At 60.0% G+C, this 20,665-nt stretch carries 17 protein-coding genes and 1 pseudogene; 9 read left to right on the forward strand and 9 right to left on the reverse strand.

Translation table 11 applies throughout. The features are described 5' to 3' along the window. Nucleotide 1: 1 nt before the first annotated feature. Nucleotides 2-970, reverse strand: a complete 969-nt coding sequence (locus tag HJB83_RS25410) for a LysR family transcriptional regulator (RefSeq protein WP_221132693.1) — start codon at nucleotides 968-970, stop codon at nucleotides 2-4. Nucleotides 971-1,108: 138 nt separating this feature from the next. Here HJB83_RS25410 and HJB83_RS25415 point away from each other — a divergent pair, with 138 nt between their 5' ends. Continuing rightward, a complete protein-coding gene (locus HJB83_RS25415; RefSeq protein ID WP_221116293.1) occupies nucleotides 1,109-1,723 on the forward strand; it encodes an FMN-dependent NADH-azoreductase in 615 nt (204 codons plus the stop codon). Nucleotides 1,724-1,771: 48 nt separating this feature from the next. On the opposite strand, the gene HJB83_RS25420 is transcribed toward HJB83_RS25415, so the two are convergent. Next, entirely contained in the window at nucleotides 1,772-2,347 is a 576-nt protein-coding gene (locus HJB83_RS25420) for a TetR/AcrR family transcriptional regulator (protein WP_207583912.1), read from the reverse strand. A gap of 160 nt (nucleotides 2,348-2,507) precedes the next feature. On the opposite strand from HJB83_RS25420, the gene HJB83_RS25425 reads away from it, so the two are divergent. Beyond that, the gene (locus HJB83_RS25425; RefSeq protein WP_221132681.1) at nucleotides 2,508-3,284 is read left to right on the forward strand and encodes an SDR family oxidoreductase; all 777 of its coding nucleotides are present in this window, start codon (nucleotides 2,508-2,510) and stop codon (nucleotides 3,282-3,284) included. Here the strand turns inward: HJB83_RS25425 and HJB83_RS25430 are convergent. The 3 genes from HJB83_RS25430 to ilvA all read right to left on the reverse strand — a co-directional run bounded on the left by HJB83_RS25430 (nucleotide 3,281) and on the right by ilvA (nucleotide 6,422). Then, nucleotides 3,281-4,552: a diguanylate cyclase gene (locus HJB83_RS25430; RefSeq protein ID WP_221132682.1), complete on the reverse strand. Its 1,272-nt coding sequence runs from the start codon at nucleotides 4,550-4,552 to the stop codon at nucleotides 3,281-3,283. The genes HJB83_RS25425 and HJB83_RS25430 overlap by 4 nt on opposite strands. Nucleotides 4,553-4,804: 252 nt before the next feature. Continuing rightward, nucleotides 4,805-5,134 carry an HlyU family transcriptional regulator gene (locus HJB83_RS25435; RefSeq protein WP_207583909.1) on the reverse strand — a complete coding sequence of 110 codons (330 nt, stop codon included), beginning with the start codon at nucleotides 5,132-5,134 and terminating at the stop codon, nucleotides 4,805-4,807. A 37-nt stretch (nucleotides 5,135-5,171) separates the two neighbouring features. Continuing rightward, the gene (gene ilvA / locus HJB83_RS25440) at nucleotides 5,172-6,422 is read right to left on the reverse strand and encodes a threonine ammonia-lyase (protein ID WP_207583908.1); all 1,251 of its coding nucleotides are present in this window, start codon (nucleotides 6,420-6,422) and stop codon (nucleotides 5,172-5,174) included. Between the two features lie 191 nt (nucleotides 6,423-6,613). Here ilvA and HJB83_RS25445 point away from each other — a divergent pair, with 191 nt between their 5' ends. Next, a complete protein-coding gene (locus tag HJB83_RS25445) occupies nucleotides 6,614-6,988 on the forward strand; it encodes a VanZ family protein (RefSeq protein WP_207583907.1) in 375 nt (124 codons plus the stop codon). Between the two features lie 529 nt (nucleotides 6,989-7,517). Here HJB83_RS25445 and HJB83_RS25450 read toward each other — a convergent pair. The 3 genes from HJB83_RS25450 to wrbA all read right to left on the reverse strand — a co-directional run bounded on the left by HJB83_RS25450 (nucleotide 7,518) and on the right by wrbA (nucleotide 11,188). Continuing rightward, entirely contained in the window at nucleotides 7,518-7,736 is a 219-nt protein-coding gene (locus HJB83_RS25450; protein ID WP_207583906.1) for a hypothetical protein, read from the reverse strand. Nucleotides 7,737-7,761: 25 nt separating this feature from the next. Further along, nucleotides 7,762-9,693 carry a hypothetical protein gene (locus tag HJB83_RS25455; protein WP_207583905.1) on the reverse strand — a complete coding sequence of 644 codons (1,932 nt, stop codon included), beginning with the start codon at nucleotides 9,691-9,693 and terminating at the stop codon, nucleotides 7,762-7,764. Nucleotides 9,694-10,591: 898 nt separating this feature from the next. Next, complete coding sequence (gene wrbA / locus HJB83_RS25460; protein WP_221116344.1) at nucleotides 10,592-11,188, reverse strand: NAD(P)H:quinone oxidoreductase type IV; 597 nt, start codon at nucleotides 11,186-11,188, stop codon at nucleotides 10,592-10,594. A gap of 226 nt (nucleotides 11,189-11,414) precedes the next feature. On the opposite strand from wrbA, the gene HJB83_RS25465 reads away from it, so the two are divergent. The 5 genes from HJB83_RS25465 to HJB83_RS25485 all read left to right on the forward strand — a co-directional run bounded on the left by HJB83_RS25465 (nucleotide 11,415) and on the right by HJB83_RS25485 (nucleotide 19,062). Further along, complete coding sequence (locus HJB83_RS25465) at nucleotides 11,415-12,191, forward strand: competence/damage-inducible protein A (protein WP_207583904.1); 777 nt, start codon at nucleotides 11,415-11,417, stop codon at nucleotides 12,189-12,191. Nucleotides 12,192-12,299: 108 nt separating this feature from the next. Next, nucleotides 12,300-13,142: a universal stress protein gene (locus HJB83_RS25470; RefSeq protein ID WP_207583903.1), complete on the forward strand. Its 843-nt coding sequence runs from the start codon at nucleotides 12,300-12,302 to the stop codon at nucleotides 13,140-13,142. A 240-nt stretch (nucleotides 13,143-13,382) separates the two neighbouring features. Continuing rightward, nucleotides 13,383-13,877 carry a xanthine phosphoribosyltransferase gene (gene gpt, locus HJB83_RS25475; protein ID WP_164009136.1) on the forward strand — a complete coding sequence of 165 codons (495 nt, stop codon included), beginning with the start codon at nucleotides 13,383-13,385 and terminating at the stop codon, nucleotides 13,875-13,877. Nucleotides 13,878-14,067: 190 nt separating this feature from the next. Further along, entirely contained in the window at nucleotides 14,068-14,658 is a 591-nt protein-coding gene (locus tag HJB83_RS25480; protein ID WP_207583901.1) for a hypothetical protein, read from the forward strand. Between the two features lie 588 nt (nucleotides 14,659-15,246). Continuing rightward, nucleotides 15,247-19,062: a vitamin B12-dependent ribonucleotide reductase gene (locus HJB83_RS25485; protein WP_221132683.1), complete on the forward strand. Its 3,816-nt coding sequence runs from the start codon at nucleotides 15,247-15,249 to the stop codon at nucleotides 19,060-19,062. A gap of 273 nt (nucleotides 19,063-19,335) precedes the next feature. Here HJB83_RS25485 and HJB83_RS25490 read toward each other — a convergent pair. Further along, a pseudogene (locus HJB83_RS25490) lies at nucleotides 19,336-19,668 on the reverse strand (chloride channel protein); the annotation flags it as partial. Between the two features lie 156 nt (nucleotides 19,669-19,824). On the opposite strand from HJB83_RS25490, the gene HJB83_RS25495 reads away from it, so the two are divergent. Beyond that, on the forward strand, nucleotides 19,825-20,665 hold an 841-nt coding region (locus tag HJB83_RS25495), incomplete at its 3' end, for a KUP/HAK/KT family potassium transporter (protein WP_221159691.1).

Raw genomic sequence — 20,665 nt, forward strand, 5'->3', positions numbered from 1 at the left:
GTCATTCGGCAGCGAGCGGCGTTTCGGGTTCACGCAATTCTGCGATCTCAGCATGGAAATCGGCTTGGCTCGGGCAAGCCGAAAGCCGCGTGCGGAACGCGTCGATCATCCAGGCAGCCGCAGGTCCCGGCGGATTGGCGAGCTGGCGCATCGAATAGATGGCATACTCGCCCTGTTCGTAGGCGTCCAGATCGAGATGGACGAGCGCGCCGCTGCGAAGATCGTCATGCATCACTGAGGCAGGAAGACCGCCCCAGCCAAGGCCGGCCTTGATGAGCTGATGCTTCGTGGCAATGTCGCTGACGCGCCATGTCTTGTAGGACAGAACATTGAAATCGCGCCCCTTCGTCCGGCCCGACGCATCGGTGACGACGAGCTGCACTTCCTCGCGCACGTCGCCGAGCGTCAACGGCCGGTCGATCCCGGCAAGCGGGTGATTGGGCGCGGCAACCGGCAGCATGAAGGAGTGGCCGATCCGCTCGGTGACGACCGAATCATCCTGTTTCAGGACTGCGCCGCCAATGCCGATGGTCGCCTTGCCGCTGAGGACGAGGTCCATGACCACGCCGAGCTCACCGACATTGAGGTTCAACGAAACGGACGGAAACCTTTCGCGAAATTCGTGCAGGACATCGACCACGGCCCGGGAAGGCACCATGACGCTGATGGCGACGGACACCTCCGCTTCAAGCCCTTCCCGCAAGCTCTTGACGCGCGCTCGCATCACCTGCAGGTCGCCGAGTATGCGCCGCGCATCCTCCAGCATCGCCTTGCCCGCCTCCGTCAGCTTCGGCTGGCGGGCGCCGGAGCGCTCGAAAAGCGCCACCTCGAGCTGCGCCTCCAGATTGGCAATCGTATAGCTGACGACCGACTGCGCACGGTTCAGCGCCCGCGAGGCGGCCGAAAAGCTGCCGGTCTCGGCAACGGTCAAAAACACCTGCAATTGGTCCAGGGTCGGGTTCGGAAGCATATCCATCCATTCCATCGATAGTTTCGATCGACATTATCACCGTTTTTTCGATAGCAGGCCAGACCTATTTTCCTCGTCGACACTGCGGCTCACCTCCCAGCAATGGGCCGTCAAATCCAATTCGAAAGGAAATGCACCATGTCGTCCATCCTTCTTCTGACGTCCAGCCCGCGCGCCGACTCGCTCTCGACGCCGATCGCCGTCGACCTCGCTGAAAAGCTGAAGAGCCAGAACCCTGGTAGTGTTGTCGTTCGCCGCGACCTTGCCGCCAATCCGTTGCCGCATATCGATAACCTCTTCACCGGCGCAATCCGCAAGCCGGCCGAAGCCCGCACTGCTGAGGAGGCAGCCGCCGTCAAAACTTCCGACGAACTTGTCAACGAGCTGCTTGCCGCCGACACGATCGTCATCAGCACCGGTCTCATCAACTTCAACATCTATTCGTCGCTGAAGACCTGGATCGACAACGTCGCCCGCGCCGGCCTGACCTTCAAGTACACGGAAAGCGGCCCGGTTGGCCTCGCGACCGGCAAGAAGGTTTATGTGGTGCTCGCCTCGGGTGGCGTCTACTCGCAAGGACCGGCATCCGCCTTGAACCACGCCGTGCCCTACTTGAAGTCGGTGCTCGGCTTCCTCGGCATCAGCGATATCGAGACCATCTATGTCGAAGGCCTGGCCTTCGGTCCCGAAGCTGCCGAAAAGGCCATCGACGCCGCCAAGTCGCGCGTCCAGGAAATCGCGCTGGCCGCCTGATCGGCTTCTAATGCTCGCATGGAACGGCCGGCAATTGCCGGCCGTTTGTCATTGGTCGATACCGGCGACAAAATCCCGGACCGTCTCCAGGATTTCGGTCGAGAGTTGCTCATCGGAGGAAATCCTGGAAAGGCCGACGCCGCCGGCCATCATCGCGAAGGCCATGATCGCCTTGCGTCGCCGTTCTCCCTCGTCCGCTCCCGCAGCCTTGCTCGCCAAAGCCTCAAAATTGCGCCTGAGCCCATCGGTGGCGATCGCCCGCGCCTTCTCGCCGCTGCGGGCTATATCGGAGGTCAACGCCGCAAATGGGCAACCGTCGCCGGGGTTGTCGCGATGATAGACACTGACGTAACGATCGGCGATATCGGCGGGCTTCATCGCCGCCGGATCCACACCCTCGGCCGCCAGCCTGCGTCCCCACGAATCGAAAGCGGACTGAATCGCCTCGGCGACGAGATCGTCGCGGGAGGCGAAGTGCTTGTAGAAGCCGCCGACGGTCAGCCCGGCCTCCTTCATCAGGTCGGCGACGCCGATACCTTCGAGCCCTTCCTCGCGCAGCCGCTTCGACGCGGTCTCGACGATCTTCTCGTGCGTCTTCTGTTTCTCCAGCTGCGAACGCCCCATCGGAATCTCCCGGCACTAAATTCGAATGAGCATGATGTCGGCCGAAAACCGCTTACACTTTTCGGCATCATGCTCCTTGACGCGTATGGATTACAGTCATAATCCTTATAGATAACGATCATAATCCAGATCGTTAGCAATTCCAAGAGGAGCATGAATCATGCGTCTAAGAAACAAGGTCGCGCTGATCACCGGCGGAAACAGCGGTATCGGTCTCGCCACCGCCAGGATCTTCATCGATGAGGGCGCCAGGGTGGTGATCACCGGCCGCAATCCGGAAACGCTGGCCGCGGCCGAAAAGGCGCTTGGGGCCGGCGTGCTGGCACTGAAGGTCGACGTCACCGATGCCGCTGCCACCGAGAAGGCCTTTGCGGAAGCCGCCGCAAAGGTCGGCAAGTTCGACATCGTCTTCGCCAATGCCGGCATTGGCGGCGCGACGCCGCTCGGCGAGACGTCGCCCGCGCAGTTCAACCAGATCATCAGCACCAATCTGACGGCGGTTTTCTTCACCGTGCAGGCGGCCCTGCCGCATTTCAACGACGGCGCTTCTGTCATCCTCAACGGTTCGGTGCATGCCGTGCTCGGCGCCCCCGGCTGGTCGGCCTATGCGGCGACCAAGGCTGCGGTCCGGGCGTTGACGCGGAATATGGCCTCCGAGCTCGCGCCCCGCGGCATCCGCGTCAACCAGGTGACACCAGGCGGCACGAAGACGCCGATCTGGTCGCCGATGGCACCGACGGAAGACGCGATGTCGGCGCTGGAAGCCCGCATCGGCGGGATGAGCCCGCTCGGCCGCATGAGCGAAGCTGACGAAATCGCCAAGGCAGCACTCTATCTGGCCTCGGATGACGCGGCCAATATCACCGGCATCGAGATCACCGTCGATGGCGGCATGACGAGCGCCCCGTCCGGCGCCAAGATCTTCCGCGCGGCTTAAGCGAGTTTCACCACCCCGGAACGGCCGACGACGCAGTTGCGGCCGCTCTTCTTGGCAGCATAAAGCCGGCCATCGGCGGCCGCCAGCACGGCGGTAAAATCGACACCGTCCTCGTCGGCGGTCGCAACGCCGATACTGACCGTGACCGGCCGGTCATCCGGCGTCTTGACGCTGGTGGCGATCGTCCAGCGCAGGCGCTCGGCAAGGAGCAGACCTTCCTCGTGGTCGGTGCCCGGGCAGATGGCAACGAATTCCTCGCCGCCGAAGCGGAAGACGCGGTCGCTCGAGCGCAACGTCGTGCCCAATCGGGCGGCGATCGCCTTCAGCACCTCATCGCCCTGGAGATGGCCGTAGCCGTCATTGACATCCTTGAAGTGATCGGCGTCGAGAATGAGGACGGTGGCGAATAGCCCCTGCCTCAATGCCTCGCGCACCATCAGCGGTGCTTCAACTTCCATGCGCGTGCGATCGTAGACGCCGGTGAGCATATCGCGGCCGGTGCGCTCCAGAAGGTCGTTGTAGCGCTCGCGGAATGTCAGGTCGCCGAACACGTCGCTGATCGAACGTGCCGACACGCTGGCCCCGCCCCGGCGAATACGATATTCGTAGATCGCAAACATCGCCGCATAGAGGCAGACGGCCAGCATTTTCGCCTTCCATCCGGCCCAGAATGCAGCGATCGGCACATCCAGGAAATAATTCAACGCGGCAAAGAAGCCGATCTGGTCGAAGGTCAGCAGCACAAATCCGGAAATCAGGAAGCGCAGCACGACGCGCCGGCGGAAGAAATCGCCGAGTTTCTCGTAAAGCAGGATGATGCCGAGTGAATCGACATAGAGCAACGCCGTGCCCCAGACCATCAGCCAGCCCATCTCTTTGAGGAAATCGACATCGGGCGTGTGGTTGGGCGACATTTGCAGCGGCAGGTGCAGCTGCAGCACCCAGGCGATGCCGACGGTCAGCAGGTTGCCGAGGAACAGGCCGTAGATCGGCTGACGCACCGTGGCGGCATCCTCCTGCCGGTAAAGCATCAGGATCATCATCAGCTTGCCGGAGAAGAAGACCGATGAACCCGGCGACACATCGCCGAACGGCAACGAGACGTAGAAGACCGCCGCCAGATAGGTTTCCATGAAATGCATGACCCCGAGCGCCGTCAGGAAGACGCCCAGACCGAGCCGATGACGGAAGTGCAGAAGCGTGACCATCAGCGAGAAATAGGCGACGGCTTCGACAGCGAAGAGCGCGAGGTTGAACGTCTCCATCACCTCTCCCCAGCTTCAAGCCGGCGCGGTCGGCGGCGCGCGGACGCGGCGATCGCGACAGCGGATCCTTTGGTTGATCGTCCGAAAAAGTCAAACACGAGGGCGGCCCTGCACATGCTGCAGGCGATACCTTTGACCGCAATCCTTTAAGAATGCGTGAGCACGATTGCGCGCGCCGGAGAAGCATCCGGCTCACAGGATTGAAAAACAAGAATAATTGCGGCCGACATCCGGCCGATCCGGCAGATCCCGATTTCAGACCTGACGAAGCTTCTCGCCGTCACCAAAGAGCGACGAACCATGCTGATCAATGATCTGCTGCGCCTTGCGCACAGTGCATTCGAGCGCATCATCGGAAGAGCTAAACAGATCGGCGCGGATGAAATTGCGTACCAGCACCTCGTCGCCGACCTTCTTTTCGATGCGGCCGGCAAGACGATATTGGCTGCCTTCCCTACGCGGCTCCGCGTAGATCGTGCAATCATTGTAAAGCTGCGGCTCGCCGGAAGGGCCGGCCGCCTCCGAGGGGGCGGGTTTGCTGCCGCCGGAGAACATCGAAAAAATATTTGAAATGAACGAAGCCATGCTGCGCCTTTAGCACGGCGATATCGTCGTCGCCAAGTTAAATGATCAGATTGGCGAGGATCTCGTTTTCGGTGATATCCTCGTAACCCATGCCGGCAGCTTCGAAATTTCCGATCAGCCTGGCGAAATTGTCCGGCGCCTTGGTTTCGATGCCGATCAGGATCGAGCCGAAATTGCGCGCTGATTTCTTCAGATATTCGAAACGGGCGATATCGTCGTCGGGGCCGAGCAGATTGAGGAAATCCCTGAGCGCCCCGGGGCGCTGGGCAAGCCGCAGGATGAAGTATTTCTTCAGCCCTGCGTAACGCATGGCTCTTTCCTTTACGTCAGGCAGACGCTCGAAATCGAAATTGCCGCCAGAGACGACGGCAACGATGGTCTTGCCGCGGATCACGTGGCGGTCCATCGCGGCGATCGCCGTCAGCGACAGTGCGCCGGCCGGCTCCAGCACGACGCCCTCGACATTCAGCATCTCCTGAATGGTGACGCAGATGGCGTTCTCCGGCATCAGTTGCACTTGGCTTGCCGGGAAATCGCAAAGAGCGGCGAAATTCAGGTCGCCGATCCGGGCAACGGCGGCGCCGTCGACGAAATTATCGACCTTGGCAAGCGTCGTCACCTTGCCGGCCTCGATACTGCGCCTCAGGCTCGGCGCGCCGGCGGGCTCGGTGAAGACGAAAGCCGATTTCGGCACGGTGCCGTGGAGATAACCGGTAATGCCGGCGGCAAGGCCGCCGCCGCCGACCGGCAGGACGACCATATCAGGCACCGTTCCCTCAGGCAGTTGCTGCATGATTTCAGCGGCGACGGTCGCCTGTCCCTCGATGATGTCGGCATGGTCGAAGGGCGGCACCATGACGCCGCCGATTGCCTCGACATGGTCGCGCGCGGCCTGGTAGCATTGGTCGAAGAAGTCTCCGAACAATCGGATGGTGATGAATTCGGCGCCGAACATGCGCGTCTTGTCGATCTTCTGCTGCGGTGTCGTCACCGGCATGAAGACGACGCCCGGCACGCCGAAATGGCGGCAGACGAAGGCGAAGCCCTGGGCGTGATTGCCGGCCGAGGCGCAGACGAAGGTCTTGCCGACCGCTCCCTGCCCGATCGCCTTGCGGAAGAAATTGAAGGCGCCGCGGATCTTATAAGAGCGCACCGGCGACAGATCCTCGCGCTTCAGCCAGATATCGGCCCCGTAGCGCGCCGACAGATGATCGTTGAGTTGCAGCGGTGTTGCCGGAAAAAGGCTGCGCATTGCTTCTTCGGCGCTTTCGACATCAAGTCTCGTCACGGGCGTGGTCCATTCTCATAATTACAGCGCCGCTATGGCATAGGCCGACCGGCAAAAGAAAGCCCGTTTCGGCCATTTGCGGTTCGCCGCCAGCCCTGTTTACGAAAGCCTTTCTTAAGCCCACCGCAAAATTGGCGGCACATGAACTGATTTTAACTGTCAATGAAAACGCCAGCCACTAATATAAAGCCATGATCACGTTCAACTTCGCAAAACCACTCGCCTGGCTGCTGCTCGCCGTCATCCTCTTCGTCACGGTTTCGCCGATCGGGCTGAGGCCGGAGACCGTTACGACGGTCGACACCGACCGCGCAGGCGCTTATGTTCTTCTCGGCCTCGCCTTTGCGCTCGCCTATCCGAAACAGTGGAAATTGGTGGCCGTGCTGCTGATCGCTGGTTCCGTCGCCATCGAATATCTGCAGTACCTTTCGCCGACGCGCCATCCGCGCCTGCATGATGCCGGCATCAAGGCAATGGGCGCCGCCTTGGGGCTGCTCGCCGGCTGGGTGATCAACAGGTGGCGCGCGACCAAAGCGCCAGATACGCTTCCTCTCGCAGAAAGCTGATTATCCCGGACTAGAACCCGCGCAGCTGCACGGCCCAGAAAAACAGTGGTATTGCAGCGATCGCAGTTCCCAGAACAAGCGCGACACTGGTCTTGACGATCCGGACGCGCCGAACCCTAGCCCCACTCCAATCGTAAACCATCGTCTTACTCCCAGAAGACAACACTTACTCAACCGCCGCGGCGCAATCCTTGCACCGAAAATGCCCCCGTCAAGCAATAGAACGCATATATCCACAATATACATGCATATTCAAACGATATTGTGAAGCTGGTCCGGGGCGACCGGAATCGAACCCGTATGACCGAGGCCGATAGATTGTCGCTGAAACCCGGTACACTTGATCGGCATCGAAAACGACTTTGACAGTGCATGCCTAATGCTCGACGGCGAGCAAGTCAATTTCCGCTCGCCGCCGTCTCGCGCGTTTCCACATAATTCTTTCGTCGGAAGCCGAATAAAATCATGCGAAATTCAGAGTGTTACAGGTCTATTTCGCGTCTGACGTAACCGCGCTATAGCACTTCCACTAGCCGTCATAATGGCCGGAGAACGCCGCCTCTGCCGACTTGACGGTGACTGCCAAATTCACGCCCTTTGTGACCGTCGCGCCGGTGGCGCGAAGGTCGGTCACCACTTTCAAGCCACCCGCCTTTGGGGCCGGGAGCGGCAGTACTGTGCCGGCGTCCAGATCAGCGACCCAGAGCCCGTCTTGACCTTCAACACTAATAACAACAACTGTAGCCATGTTTTTGCCCTCTAACGATTGATGTTTAAAATCCAGCTTTCTTCAGGCCTTCACGATAAAGATCTTTATGCCATTGCTCTTTACTTGGAACTGCAGACAACCACTTGTCCACATCGAAGTCCGGGTTGCCTTCACGAAACCTTCGTACAAAGACCCGCGCCTTGTCCTGATGACCCAACATGGCCCAACTTGCGGCGGACAACCTGTCCGCTAAATTGGGGTCGGCCATCTGCCCGATATAGTCCAGCGAAGCTTCGAATTCGCCGAGGGCATAGTTTGCTCCCGCAGCAGTCCAGAAATAGGTATCGGGACCGAGGGGGTTCAGCTCGATTGCCCGCTCGATCTTTCGCAAGGCCATGGCGGGGAGCGAACAATGAACCAACGTGTCCGCGTAGTCGGCAATCACGTCGGCATAGTGTGGCGCAAGGCTTTCTGCAATTTCCATTGCTTCGGCGCTTTCATCAAACGCGCCCTGCAATAGTTTGGCAACACCGAGCTCGCGATAGCCATCGGCAAAGTCCGAACGCATCTCGGTGGCCTGCTTTGCGAAAGTCTCAGCCAATTGCAAAAGATCGATATCACCTCGGGCCGTCAACAACCATTCCTTGGAGTAGGTGCGCGCCATAGAACTCTGCGCCGGCGCGAAATCGGGGCTTTCGCTGAGCGCGGCCTTCATTTCCTTGCGGGCGCGCCGCAGGTTCGGAAGTGTCAGCCGCGCCAGGTGCCGCCTGCCGACAAGATATCGATGGTAAGCGATCGGGTTCAGATCTTCGCGCAACGCCTCATGGCGCTCGATTTCGCTGGACACGGAGAGAGCGATCTGCCGGGCAACAACTCTCCTGTCTCTGGCGAGATCCATACGATCGAGGCTGAACCTTTCGGCCCAAACTATTTGATTCTGATCGAAAAAGATCAGCTGGGCGAACAGGGTCACTTCATCGCCGGAATTGCTGATCCGGGTGTCGAGGATATAGTTGACGCGATGCCGTTCAAAGAAGGCTTTCTGCGTCTCCACCTGGTGGCCGATCTGAACCGCCGAATACGGGGCTATGACCTCCAGGCTGTTGAAGACGCAAAATCCGATCGTGATATCCTCCACCAACGATGCGGCTAGAAAACCAGCTTGAGGCCGAACGGATTGGTTCCTGGGCGGAAGCAGCACCAAGCGGGGAATGGCAATGCTGATATCTTCGGGCTCAAGGGGAAGCGCCGCGTCGAGTTTCGCCTTTGACGACATGGATGTCGGACGGAGAGGTTTTGCATCACCGTCATCGGATCCGGTGCGCGGGGCGATGCCTTTCGAAGTCGCACTACGCCGCTGTTCGAAATAGTTCCGGAGGGATTCAACTTCCTCTTCCGCGTTGAATATCCGGATGAGCAATTGCAGCGTTTCCGGATCCCTCGGCTCCGTCCGAAACAGGATAACAGCTGCCTTCCTCAGGAGTTCGGATTCCTTTCCCGACTCGGCCAATCGGGACGCCGTTCTCAATGTATTTGCGAGAAACTCGATATGGTAGTTTTCCCGTTCGGCAAGCCACCGCTGAAACTGACGGCTATGGCTGTGAACCGCCCCCAGAAAAGGCTGGTTCATCAGTTTCACCAGCTGTCTCAGTCGGGCAAACGGCTCAACCTCGTCCTCCTGGTTCGATAGCAGAATGTCGGAAGACAGAGACGCCCGTTCAAGGGTGAGTATGTTGCCCTTTGATGAAAGGATGTTTACCCCGAGATCGATTTGGCGGGCCTTAATGCGCGAAATCACCTTGCGTAAAGTCGAAAGTGCAACGTCCCTGTCGGCCTCGCCCCATAGTAAGCGAGCCAAGGTCGTTCGATCTGCCGAACCTTGATCGGTTGTGAACAAATAGGCGAGAAGCAGCAGGCCTTTCTCGGGAAACGCAACAGCGTTCCCATCTCCGTCAACGAGCTGCAACGTCCCGAAGGTCTTCAGAACAAAAGCCATTTTGCCGTTTAGTCACCACATGTCCCGGCATTCACAATGAAAAGTGAAGTGCACGTATTGCAACAGTAGAAATCGCAAACACTACCCCTGCCAGTACTTTGTCCCAATGTCCTGCGAAATTCAACAAGCTTGTGTCGCAGGGGTTGTGCCAAGTTTTCTACGCTGACTCGCATAATGTTCGCAGTCGACCGTCGCGCCCTCGCATATCGGCAAGATAAATCGGAAAATTCGTGCCGTATCGTTGCTTTTCAAAGCTCTAATCAGCAGGCAAGATCTTCGCTTTACTGCCGAATTCAGCTGGACATTCGAAGCGACCAGCGTTTTGGAACGCCATATCCCCAGTGCCCAATATCCGACCTCATCTCTCAAAGCCGATATAAAATTGTGGAGGGTGATTGCGGCCTCCAGACTTTGAAACGGAATCGCATGCCCACCCCTGAATATCGGTTGAGAAAACCGTCTCTCTTTGTTAGCAGGAAGAACCACGCGGACGTGGTGGAATTGGTAGACACAAGGGACTTAGACAAAATTGAGTGCACTGGCGGAAACGCCTGATGTAGAACTGCTCAAAGTCGGGGAAACCTGTCAGATGGCAATCCCGAGCCAAGCCCCGCAAGGGGAAGGTGTAGAGACTAGACGGGCAGCACCTAAGGCAGACGCTAGGGTGAAGGTATAGTCCAGACCACAAACGCCGGAAGGCGGCGGCGAAAGTCGTAGCTGGTAAGAAAATCCCTCGGCCTAGGCTTTGCGGGTTCGACCCCCGCCGTCCGCACCACCAACAAACAGTCATGCGCCGCTTTGCCGGTGGCACCGGCGAATGATCAGGCAAGTATTTCCCATCAAACGGAAAGGCGCCGCAAGCTTACGCTCGCCGCGCCTTATTATTTCTCGTCAAAGATCAGGCGAGCTTGGCAGCAAGCTTGGCGACATGGGCGCCCTGGTATTTCGCGCCTTCGAGCTCGATCTCGGAAGGCTGGCGCGAGCCGTCGCCGTTGGTGATGGTGGAGGCGCCGTAGGGCGAGCCGCCCTTGACTTCCTCGGTACCCATCTGGCCCTGGAAGGCATAAGGCAGGCCGGCGACGACCATGCCCTGGTGCAGGAAGGTCGGGATGAAGCCGAGGATGGTCGTTTCCTGGCCGCCGTGCTGGGTCGCCGACGAGGTGAAGACCGAACCGAGCTTGCCGACGAGCTTGCCGGCAAACCAGAGGCCGCCGGTCTGATCCCAGAAATTGCGCATCTGCGAGGCGACCGTGCCGAAGCGGGTGCCGGCACCGACGATGATCGCGTCATAGTCCGCCAGTTCGTCGACGGTGGCGATCGGAGCGGCCTGGTCGACCTTATAGTAGGAAGCCTTGGCGACCTCTTCCGGAACCAGTTCCGGAACGCGCTTGACGGTGACGTCGGCACCAGCCGACTTGGCGCCTTCGGCAACCGCATAGGCCATGGTTTCGATATGGCCATAAGCCGAATAATAAAGGACGAGAACCTTCGCCATCTTCTGTCTTCCTTCACGCAGTGGGTTGAATGTCGTGATCGAGAGGATCTTTATCATGCGCGGATTTCCGAACACAGTCCCGCCTTGAAGAACTCAGTGTTCAACGCCCGTGGACGAAAATTCACTTGCGCTTCTCATTCCAGCGGGAATGAACGCGCCTGATAGCTGTTTGCAAAGGGGCCGAAGGACGCTACCTATTCACCAGCCCCACTTCACGGAACATCCCATGAGCCCTGCCATCGTCGTCACCGCCGCCATGCTCGCCATCGGCGACGAACTTCTTTCCGGCCGCACCAAGGACAAGAATATCGGCCACCTCGCCGATCTGCTCACCCTTTCCGGCATCGACCTCAAGGAGGTGCGCATCGTCGCCGACGACGAGGAGGCGATCGTCGAGGCGCTGAACGCGCTTCGCAGCAAATATGATTACGTCTTCACCTCAGGCGGCATCGGGCCGACGCATGACGACATCACCGCCGATGCCATTTCCAAGGCGTTCGGCGTGCCCTGCGAATATGACGAAGAGGCGATGACGCTGCTGGCCGATATGTACCGTCGCCGTGAGATGGAATTCACCGAGGCGCGCCAGCGCATGGCGCGCATGCCGCGCGGAGCTGTCCATATCGCCAATCCGGTGTCGACGGCGCCGGGCTTCATCATCGGCAATGTCCATGTGATGGCCGGCGTGCCGCAGGTCTTCCAGGCAATGGTCGACAATGTGCTGCCGACGCTTCGAACCGGCACGCCGGTGCTCTCGCTCGCCATCGCCTGCCCTTACGGCGAAGGCGAGATCGGCACGCCGCTGACCGCGATCCAGAAAGCCCATCCGGAAACCAGCATCGGTTCCTATCCCCGATATATCGGCCAGAAATTCTCGACAGAGATCGTCGTGCGCGGTCGCTCGCAGGCGGCGATCGATGCGGCCGGCGCCGAGGTGCACGCCATGATCGAGGCCATCCGCCAGCGAAAGGACATCGCCGAAAACCATTCCGCCGAGGCTTGAGGACAATGCCGGAGCCGGCGACCGAGCTTGATCCCCGTCAAGGAACGGAAGAACGGTCCGGTGCATTCCTTCCCTCGCGCACGCCATTTCAGCGCAAGGAGAATTGATATGTCTTACAAAACCATTCTCGCCATTCTCGATACAACGGACAATAGCAGCGCGGTTGCCGATTTCGCCTTTGCCTTCGCCGCCGAAAGCGGTGCTCATGTGATCGGCCTGCATGCCGAAACCATCTCCGCCGTGCCGCTGGTGGCGCCGATGGAAATCCCCGATCCTGTCGCCGTGCAGGCGCTGCAGGATATGGCGCATGGCGAAACGATCGCGGTCGAGCGGATCTTTCGCACTAAAGCGGAAGCATCGGGCGGCTCCTCCGAATGGCGCAGCTTTGCAACATCAACCGGCTACGGCTCCGCACCGCTGATCGAAAGCGCGCGCAGCGCCGATCTGCTGATCGCCTCGCAGGCCGACCCTGCCAAACCCTCCGACAGCCATGTCGACGTCGACAGTTTCCTGTTCGAAACGGGCCGGCCGGTGCTGATTATCCCCTACATCATCCGCCAGCCAAAGCCGATCAAGCGCGTGCTGATCGCCTGGAACGGCTCGAAAGAGGTGGCGCGCGCCACCTTCGACGCGCTGCCGATCCTCAAGGCCGCCGACGAGGTGGAGATTTTTTCGGTCGATCCGGCCGACACGGCGCTGCAATCGCCGCTGACGCCAGGCGCCGAGATCGCCGCGACACTCGCCCGCCACGGCGTGAAGACTACGCTTGCGACGGCCCGAAGCGTCGACAAAAACACCTCGCATGTCATCGAGAACCGGCTTTCGGACGACAGCATCGATCTTCTCGTCATGGGCGCCTATACGCATTCCTGGCTCTGGCAGATGATTTTCGGCGGTACGACGAAGACCTTGCTGCAATCGATGACGGCGCTGACTCTGTTGTCGCGTTGATGGTTGCCGCCATCATCGGCGCTCTTGCCTTTTACCGGCAAATTCCGTTAATTGCGGCGACCGATGACGCTTCGAGCCTCGGCCACAACTCGCGCAGTGCAGCTCGCGAACTCGCGCGTTGCAACTCGCGATCTCGCGCAGTTGCAACTCGCGCGATTTCTGGTTTGGCCGATTGCCGCCTCAAGCTCGTCCGGTCGCCGGCAAACGGCGTGTTGTTTTTTCATGCCGCGGAGCAGCCCGATGTCCCTTCCCGATAAAGCCTTTCCCGTTTCCTGGGATCAGTTCCACCGCGATGCGCGCGCGCTTGCCTGGCGGCTTGCCGGCCTCGACCAGACGTTCAAGGCGATCGTCTGCATCACCCGTGGCGGCCTCGTCCCGGCCGCGATCATCTCGCGCGAATTGAACATCCGGCTGATCGAGACCGTCTGCGTCGCCTCCTATCATGATTATGTCAACCAGGGCGACATGACGCTGCTCAAGGGAATAGCGCCCGAACTGCAGGAAAATGGCGGCGAAGGCGTGCTCGTCGTCGACGATCTGACGGATACCGGCAAGACCGCTGTCCAGGTACGCACCATGATGCCGAGGGCACATTTCGCCTGCGTCTATGCCAAGCCGAAGGGCGTTCCCACCGTCGATACGTTCATCACCGAGGTGAGCCAGGATACCTGGATCTACTTCCCTTGGGACATGGGCTTCACCTACCAGGAGCCGATTGCCAAGGGTCCGCGCTGATCGCCGATCAGAGCGCGCGATCCTAATATTTACCACTTGAAATTGTTCCAGATTTTGTCAACCCGGCCTCGTGAATCCGCTATCGGGATCTGCACATCTATTTTACCTTATGCTCATATACCAAGCGGGGTGCGAATCGTTTCAAGTTGCGCTTAAAGCGTGCAGCGACGATACGGTACAGGGAAGCAAGATGGCGCGGTGGGTGCATATAGGAGCGGCTGTAACCCTTGGGTTGGCGTCCTTTCTGTTTCCGCCGACGCTTGCCCGCGCCGAGCCTGCTTATATTCCCCTGGTGCGCGACTATGTCGAGACGCGGATCCGGCCAATGGTGGAAACGCCGCTGGTGCTGAAAGCCATCGCCGAGCAGAATGCGCAGTTCGGCAATGTCAGCGAAATGGATATGCGGGTGCTCGACGAGATCTACCGGTCGGAGGTCGATCAGCACCACCTGCAGATGGTCAAGCTGCTGCTCGACAAATCCGTGTCGCATTACCTGAAAACCAGGCAGGACGCCTCGCAGGGGGCGATCGTCGAATTTTTCGTCACCGACAGTCATGGGCTGAACGTAGGGCAAAGCACCATCACCGCCGACTATTGGCAGGGCGACGAGGAAAAATACCTCAGAACTTTCGCCAACGGCTCCCGCGAGATTTTCATCGACCGGGCGGAACGCAACGAATCCACCCAGATGCTCGAAACGCAGGCGAGCTTCGTCGTCATGGACGAAGAGGACAGGCCGATCGGCGTCGCCACCGTCACCATCGCCATCGATGCGCTCTGAAGAGTGCGAATTTCCTCGCCGAATCGGCATGCGCATTTGCGCCGGAAATGCCATCACAAGATTTGCCGCGGGACGTTTTTTTGCCGTTCCAGCACTTTCCTTAGCCGGCGACGCGTGCAAGCCATTGTAATTTCAGGGCTCCCCGGCTTTCCCCAATCTCCACAGGCGCATCCACAAGATGTTGTGGTTAGCAATCTATTAAGAGCCAGCCCTTGACGGAATCACCTGTTTCAAACTTACTGTCTCTGATGTTGCGGCGGCGACAGGACCGGAGGTAACGAGCCCGGTTCCCTTTTGAAAATTAGACGCGGAATCAGGGTAATGTGCCGGGAACGGTTCAGGCCTGACAGGATTTCTGCGCGGTTTTCAGCCTCCAAAAAAGTGACATTGGGACTGGCGATAATAAGCTGTTAATACTATATTTAGTGTTTGCAGCCACCATCACCACAAGATACAGGAAGGGCATCTCCGGATGACACCCCTGTGACAATACGGAAACGAGACTGGCTGCACGACGACAAAAGTGCCGCCGGATAGGAATTTTGCGCCCTGGTCGCGGGGATCGGGCGCCAACACGAGGTTAAGACCATGCGCATCGAACGTCGTTTCACCAAGGCCGGACACGGCGCCTATGCGGATATCGAATTCCGCAAGGCGACGAGCGAGATCAAGAACCCTGATGGTTCGATCGTGTTCCGCCTCGAGAATATCGACGTTCCCGCGCAGTTCTCCCAGGTCGCGACCGACGTTCTGGCGCAGAAGTATTTTCGCAAGGCCGGCGTTCCCACCCGGCTGAAGAAGGTCGAGGAAAACGACGTTCCTTCCTTCCTGTGGCGCTCCGTTCCCGACGATGCGGCGCTGAAGACCCTGTCCAAGGATGAGCAGACCGGCTCCGAAATCGATGCGCGCCAGGTTTTCGACCGTCTTGCCGGCACCTGGACCTATTGGGGCTGGAAGGGCGGCTACTTCTCTTCTGAGGAAGATGCTTCGGCCTTCCAGGACGAGCTTGCCTATATGCTCGCCACCCAGCGCGTTGCCCCGAACTCGCCGCAGTGGTTCAACACCGGCCTGCACTGGGCCTATGGCATTGACGGCCCCGGCCAGGGCCATTTCTACGTCGACCCCTTCACCGGCAAGCTGACCAAGTCCAAGTCGGCCTACGAACACCCGCAGCCGCATGCCTGCTTCATTCAGTCGGTCGAGGACGATCTCGTCAACGAAGGCGGCATCATGGACCTTTGGGTGCGTGAGGCGCGCCTGTTCAAATACGGCTCCGGCACCGGCTCCAACTTCTCGATGCTGCGCGGCGAAGGCGAAAAACTTTCCGGCGGCGGCCGCTCCTCCGGCCTGATGAGCTTCCTGAAGATCGGCGACCGCGCCGCCGGCGCCATCAAATCGGGCGGCACGACGCGCCGCGCCGCCAAGATGGTGGTCGTCGATATCGACCATCCCGATATCGAGGAATACATCAACTGGAAGGTCAAGGAAGAGCAGAAGGTCGCGGCCCTCGTCACCGGCTCGAAGATCGTCGCAAGGCACCTGAAGTCGATCATGAAAGCCTGCTTCAATTGCGAAGGCGGCGACAATGGCGATTGCTACGACCCCACTAAGAACCCTGCCCTGAAGCGCGAAATCCGCGCCGCCAAGAAGGATCAGGTTCCCGAGAATTACGTCCAGCGTGTCATCCAGTTCGCTCGCCAGGGCTACAAGGATCTCGAATTCAAGACCTACGACACGGATTGGGACTCGGAAGCCTACCTCACTGTATCGGGCCAGAACTCCAACAACTCCGTCTCGATCAAGGACGACTTCCTGCGCGCCGTCGAGAATGACGGCGAATGGAACCTGACCGCCCGCAAGGACGGCAGGGTGATGAAGACGCTGAAGGCGCGCGATCTCTGGGAAACGATTTCCTACGCCGCCTGGGCCTCGGCCGATCCGGGCATCCATTTCAACACGACGATGAACGACTGGCACACCTCGCCCGCCGGCGGCCCGATCCGTGGCTCGAACCCGTGCTCGGAATACATGTTCCTCGACGACACGGCCTGCAACCTTGCCTCGCTGAACCTCTTGCAGTTCAAGGACAAGGCCACCAAGCGCATCAACATCGCCGACTACGAACACGCCGTTCGCCTGTGGACCGTCGTGCTCGAAGTCTCGGTGATGATGGCGCAGTTCCCGTCGAAGCGCATTGCCGAACTCTCCTATGAATACCGCACGCTCGGCCTCGGCTACGCCAATATCGGCGGCCTGCTGATGTCGTCGGGCATTCCCTACGACTCCATCGAAGCCCGCGCCATCGCCGGTTCGCTGACGGCGATCATGACCGGCGTCTGCTATGCGACCTCGGCCGAAATGGCGGGCGAACTCGGGGCCTTTCCGAACTTCGCGCCGAACCGCGAGAGCATGCTGCGGGTCATCCGCAACCATCGCCGCGCCGCCTATGGCGAGATTTCAGGCTATGAGGCCCTGTCGATCGATCCTGTCGCGCTGATCCATTCGGAAAACCCGGACCAGGATCTCGTCGCCCATGCCAAATCGGCCTGGGACAAGGCGCTCGCGCTTGGCGAACAGCATGGCTACCGCAATGCCCAGGTCTCGGTCATCGCTCCCACAGGCACGATCGGCCTCGTCATGGATTGCGACACCACCGGCATCGAGCCAGACTTCGCCCTCGTCAAGTTCAAGAAACTCGCCGGCGGCGGCTACTTCAAGATCATCAACCGCGCCGTGCCCGACGCGCTGCGCACGCTCGGCTATTCGGAAAGCCAGATCGCCGAGATCGAGGCCTATGCCGTCGGCCACGGCAACCTGAACCAGGCGCCGGCAATCAATCCATCGACGCTGAAGACCAAGGGCTTCACCGACGAGAAGGTGGAAGCCGTCAATGCCGCGCTGAAGAGCGCCTTCGACATCAAGTTCGTCTTCAACCAGTGGACGCTCGGCGCCGACTTCCTGAAGGAGACGCTGAAGGTTTCCGACGAACAGCTGGCCGACATGAGCTTCAGCCTGCTCGACCATATCGGCTTCTCGAGGAAGGACATCGAAGCCGCCAACATCCATGTCTGCGGCGCGATGACGCTGGAAGGCGCACCCTTCCTGAAGGCCGAGCACCTGCCGGTGTTCGATTGCGCCAATCCCTGCGGCAAGATCGGCAAGCGCTACCTCTCTGTGGAAAGCCATATCCGCATGATGGCGGCGGCCCAACCCTTCATCTCGGGCGCGATTTCCAAGACGATCAACATGCCGAACGACGCAACCGTCGAGGATTGCAAGAACGCCTACCTCTTGTCCTGGAAGCTCGGCCTCAAGGCCAATGCGCTTTATCGTGACGGCTCGAAGCTGTCGCAGCCGCTCAATGCCTCGCTGATCGAAGACGAGGACGACGAGGATGCGCTGGAGGAACTGCTGCAAGCGCCCCTCGCCGCCCAGGCCGTCACCATCACCGAGAAAATCATCGAGCGGGTGGTCGAGCGTGTTTCCCGCGAACGCGAAAAACTGCCGAACCGCCGCCAGGGCTATACCCAGAAGGCCGCCGTCGGCGGACACAAGGTCTATCTCCGCACCGGCGAATTCGGCGACGGCCGCATCGGCGAGATCTTCATCGACATGCACAAGGAAGGCGCTGCCTTCCGGGCGATGATGAACAATTTCGCCATCGCCATCTCGCTCGGCCTTCAATATGGCGTGCCGCTGGAGGAATATGTCGAGGCCTTCACCTTCACCAAGTTCGAGCCGGCCGGCATGGTCATCGGCAATGACGCGATCAAGAACGCCACCTCGATCCTCGACTATGTCTTCCGCGAACTGGCCGTTTCCTATCTCGGCCGCCATGACCTGGCGCATGTCGACACGTCTGATTTCTCGAACACCGCACTCGGCAAGGGCATCCAGGAAGGCAAGACCAACCTGCTCTCCACCGGCTGGACCCGCGGCTACAAGCCGACGCTGGTGCCCGGCACCGGCGGCGAACGCCAGGCGGGCGAACCCAAGGGTGCGGCGACCGCAGCGCCAGCCCGCGCCACGTCCACCGGCACCGTGACCGTCTTTGCCGGCAGTGCCGCCCGCAAGCTGGAACCGACGGTCGCCATCTCCACCTCCGAAATCGTCGCCTTCAAGCGCGACTACGAGGAGCGCGCCAAGGAATTGGCGGAAGAGATCGCCGAAGAGGTGACCGAGGAAATCACCAGCGACGCGACCGCCCTCTTCTCCGACAAGGCCGCAGCCGACGCTGCAACGGCGAAATCCGAAGCCAAGAAGGTGGAAGCCGAACGCCGCCAGCGCTCGATCATGCAGGGTTACACCGGCAACATCTGCTCGGAGTGCCAGAACTTCACGATGGTGCGGAATGGGACTTGCGAGAAGTGCGATACGTGCGGTGCGACGAGCGGGTGCAGCTGAGTAATGCGCGGATGTATAGGCAGCCATTCATTTTGACGGGCAGCCACTGAAACGCAGAATACGTCTCGCCCCAAGCCGAAAACTTTGGGCGAGACGAACCCGTTCGAGATATCCCTGTTGATTGTGCGAGGCTTGGGCAGTGCACTCTCGCCGTCGTTTCCGGACGCCGAAGGGCGTTGAGACAGCAGCCTCGGCAGAGAATCCTGCCCCATCGTTTCGAGAGAATCCGCTCGGGCGTGTTGGACGTCGATCCTGAAGCATCCCGTCGGTCGCTCAGGGACACTCTTTGTCGATCGCACGATGCGCCCGGATGGCGGCTGCGACGCACACCCGTGACAGACCGTGATAGAGAGGCTCACAGGATGCGCGATGTCACGTAGCTGATCATCGACATCGCCATGATCGGGATGATGGCTTAGTGATCACCGGTGATTTCCAGGATGATGACAAAAGCCGTCATCGGGTCGGGGCCTGCACGACGCCCGCGAAATAGCCGGCCATGCCGAGAATAGTGGCAAGGGCGATGCTGGTGCCGAGCAACGAACCGACCGTGCTGCCGAAGCGGGCGCCGACTGCAAGCGAGGGCGCGAAGATGTCGCCCGGAATGACAGGGGCTTCGGCCGGAAAGGCTCGACGAGGTCGTACATGGAACCCCTGAGCCCCCAACTCGTTTGACGAGGTCGGCATGGCCTTGCATATTTAACAGCGTCCCTCCTGCCGGCGTATCCGGACGCCGAGCTTCTCCAAACCACGAGTCCGCCCTTGGCCTATCCGCAGCTCCGATCCCGGGATCCCGAACTCGAACATGAAACGCAAAGCGGCTTGCCTGCGTTGGTCCTGGCGGCGCTCGGCGTCGTCTACGGCGACATCGGCACCAGCCCGCTCTACGCCTTCAGGGAAGCGCTCCATGCGACCGCGGGAAGCGGATCGCATCGTGAGAACGTGCTTGGAATCCTTTCTCTGATCGTCTGGGCCCTGACGATCGTCGTGACCGTGAAGTATGTCACGTTCGTGCTCAAGGCCGACAACCGTGGCGAAGGCGGTACACTTTCCCTCATGACGCTGGCTCGGGAAAGTCTCTCCGGCAGGCCGGCCTGGGTCCTCGTGCTCGGCGTTGCGGGCGCATCGCTCTTCCTTGGCGACGCCATCATCACTCCGGCCATATCGGTATTGTCGGCTGTTGAAGGGATCCAGGTGGTTGCCCCGGCTTTGTCGACGTGGATCGTCCCGATAACTCTCACGATCATTGCTGTGCTTTTCTTCGTTCAGCGCTTCGGCACGGCCGGCGTGGCAGCAGTGTTCGGACCGGTCATGGCGCTGTGGTTCGTGGTGCTCGGGCTCAGCGGGGCGATCCATATCCTCGACGATCCAGCTGTCTTTTCGGCCGTCAATCCGCTCCATGCGCTCCGCTATGCGACAAACAACGTCGGCATCACAGTGACGGTGCTGGGCGCCGTCTTTCTCGCGGTTACAGGTGCGGAGGCCCTCTACGTCGACCTCGGCCATTTCGGCCGGCGTCCGATCGTGATGGCCTGGTTCCTGCTCGTCTTTCCCTGCCTCCTGCTCAACTACTTCGGTCAGGGCGCCTTCGTGCTCTCAAATC

Origin of the sequence: Rhizobium sp. NZLR11 (assembly GCF_019685115.1) — a bacterium.
Taxonomy (GTDB): Bacteria; Pseudomonadota; Alphaproteobacteria; order Rhizobiales; family Rhizobiaceae; genus Rhizobium.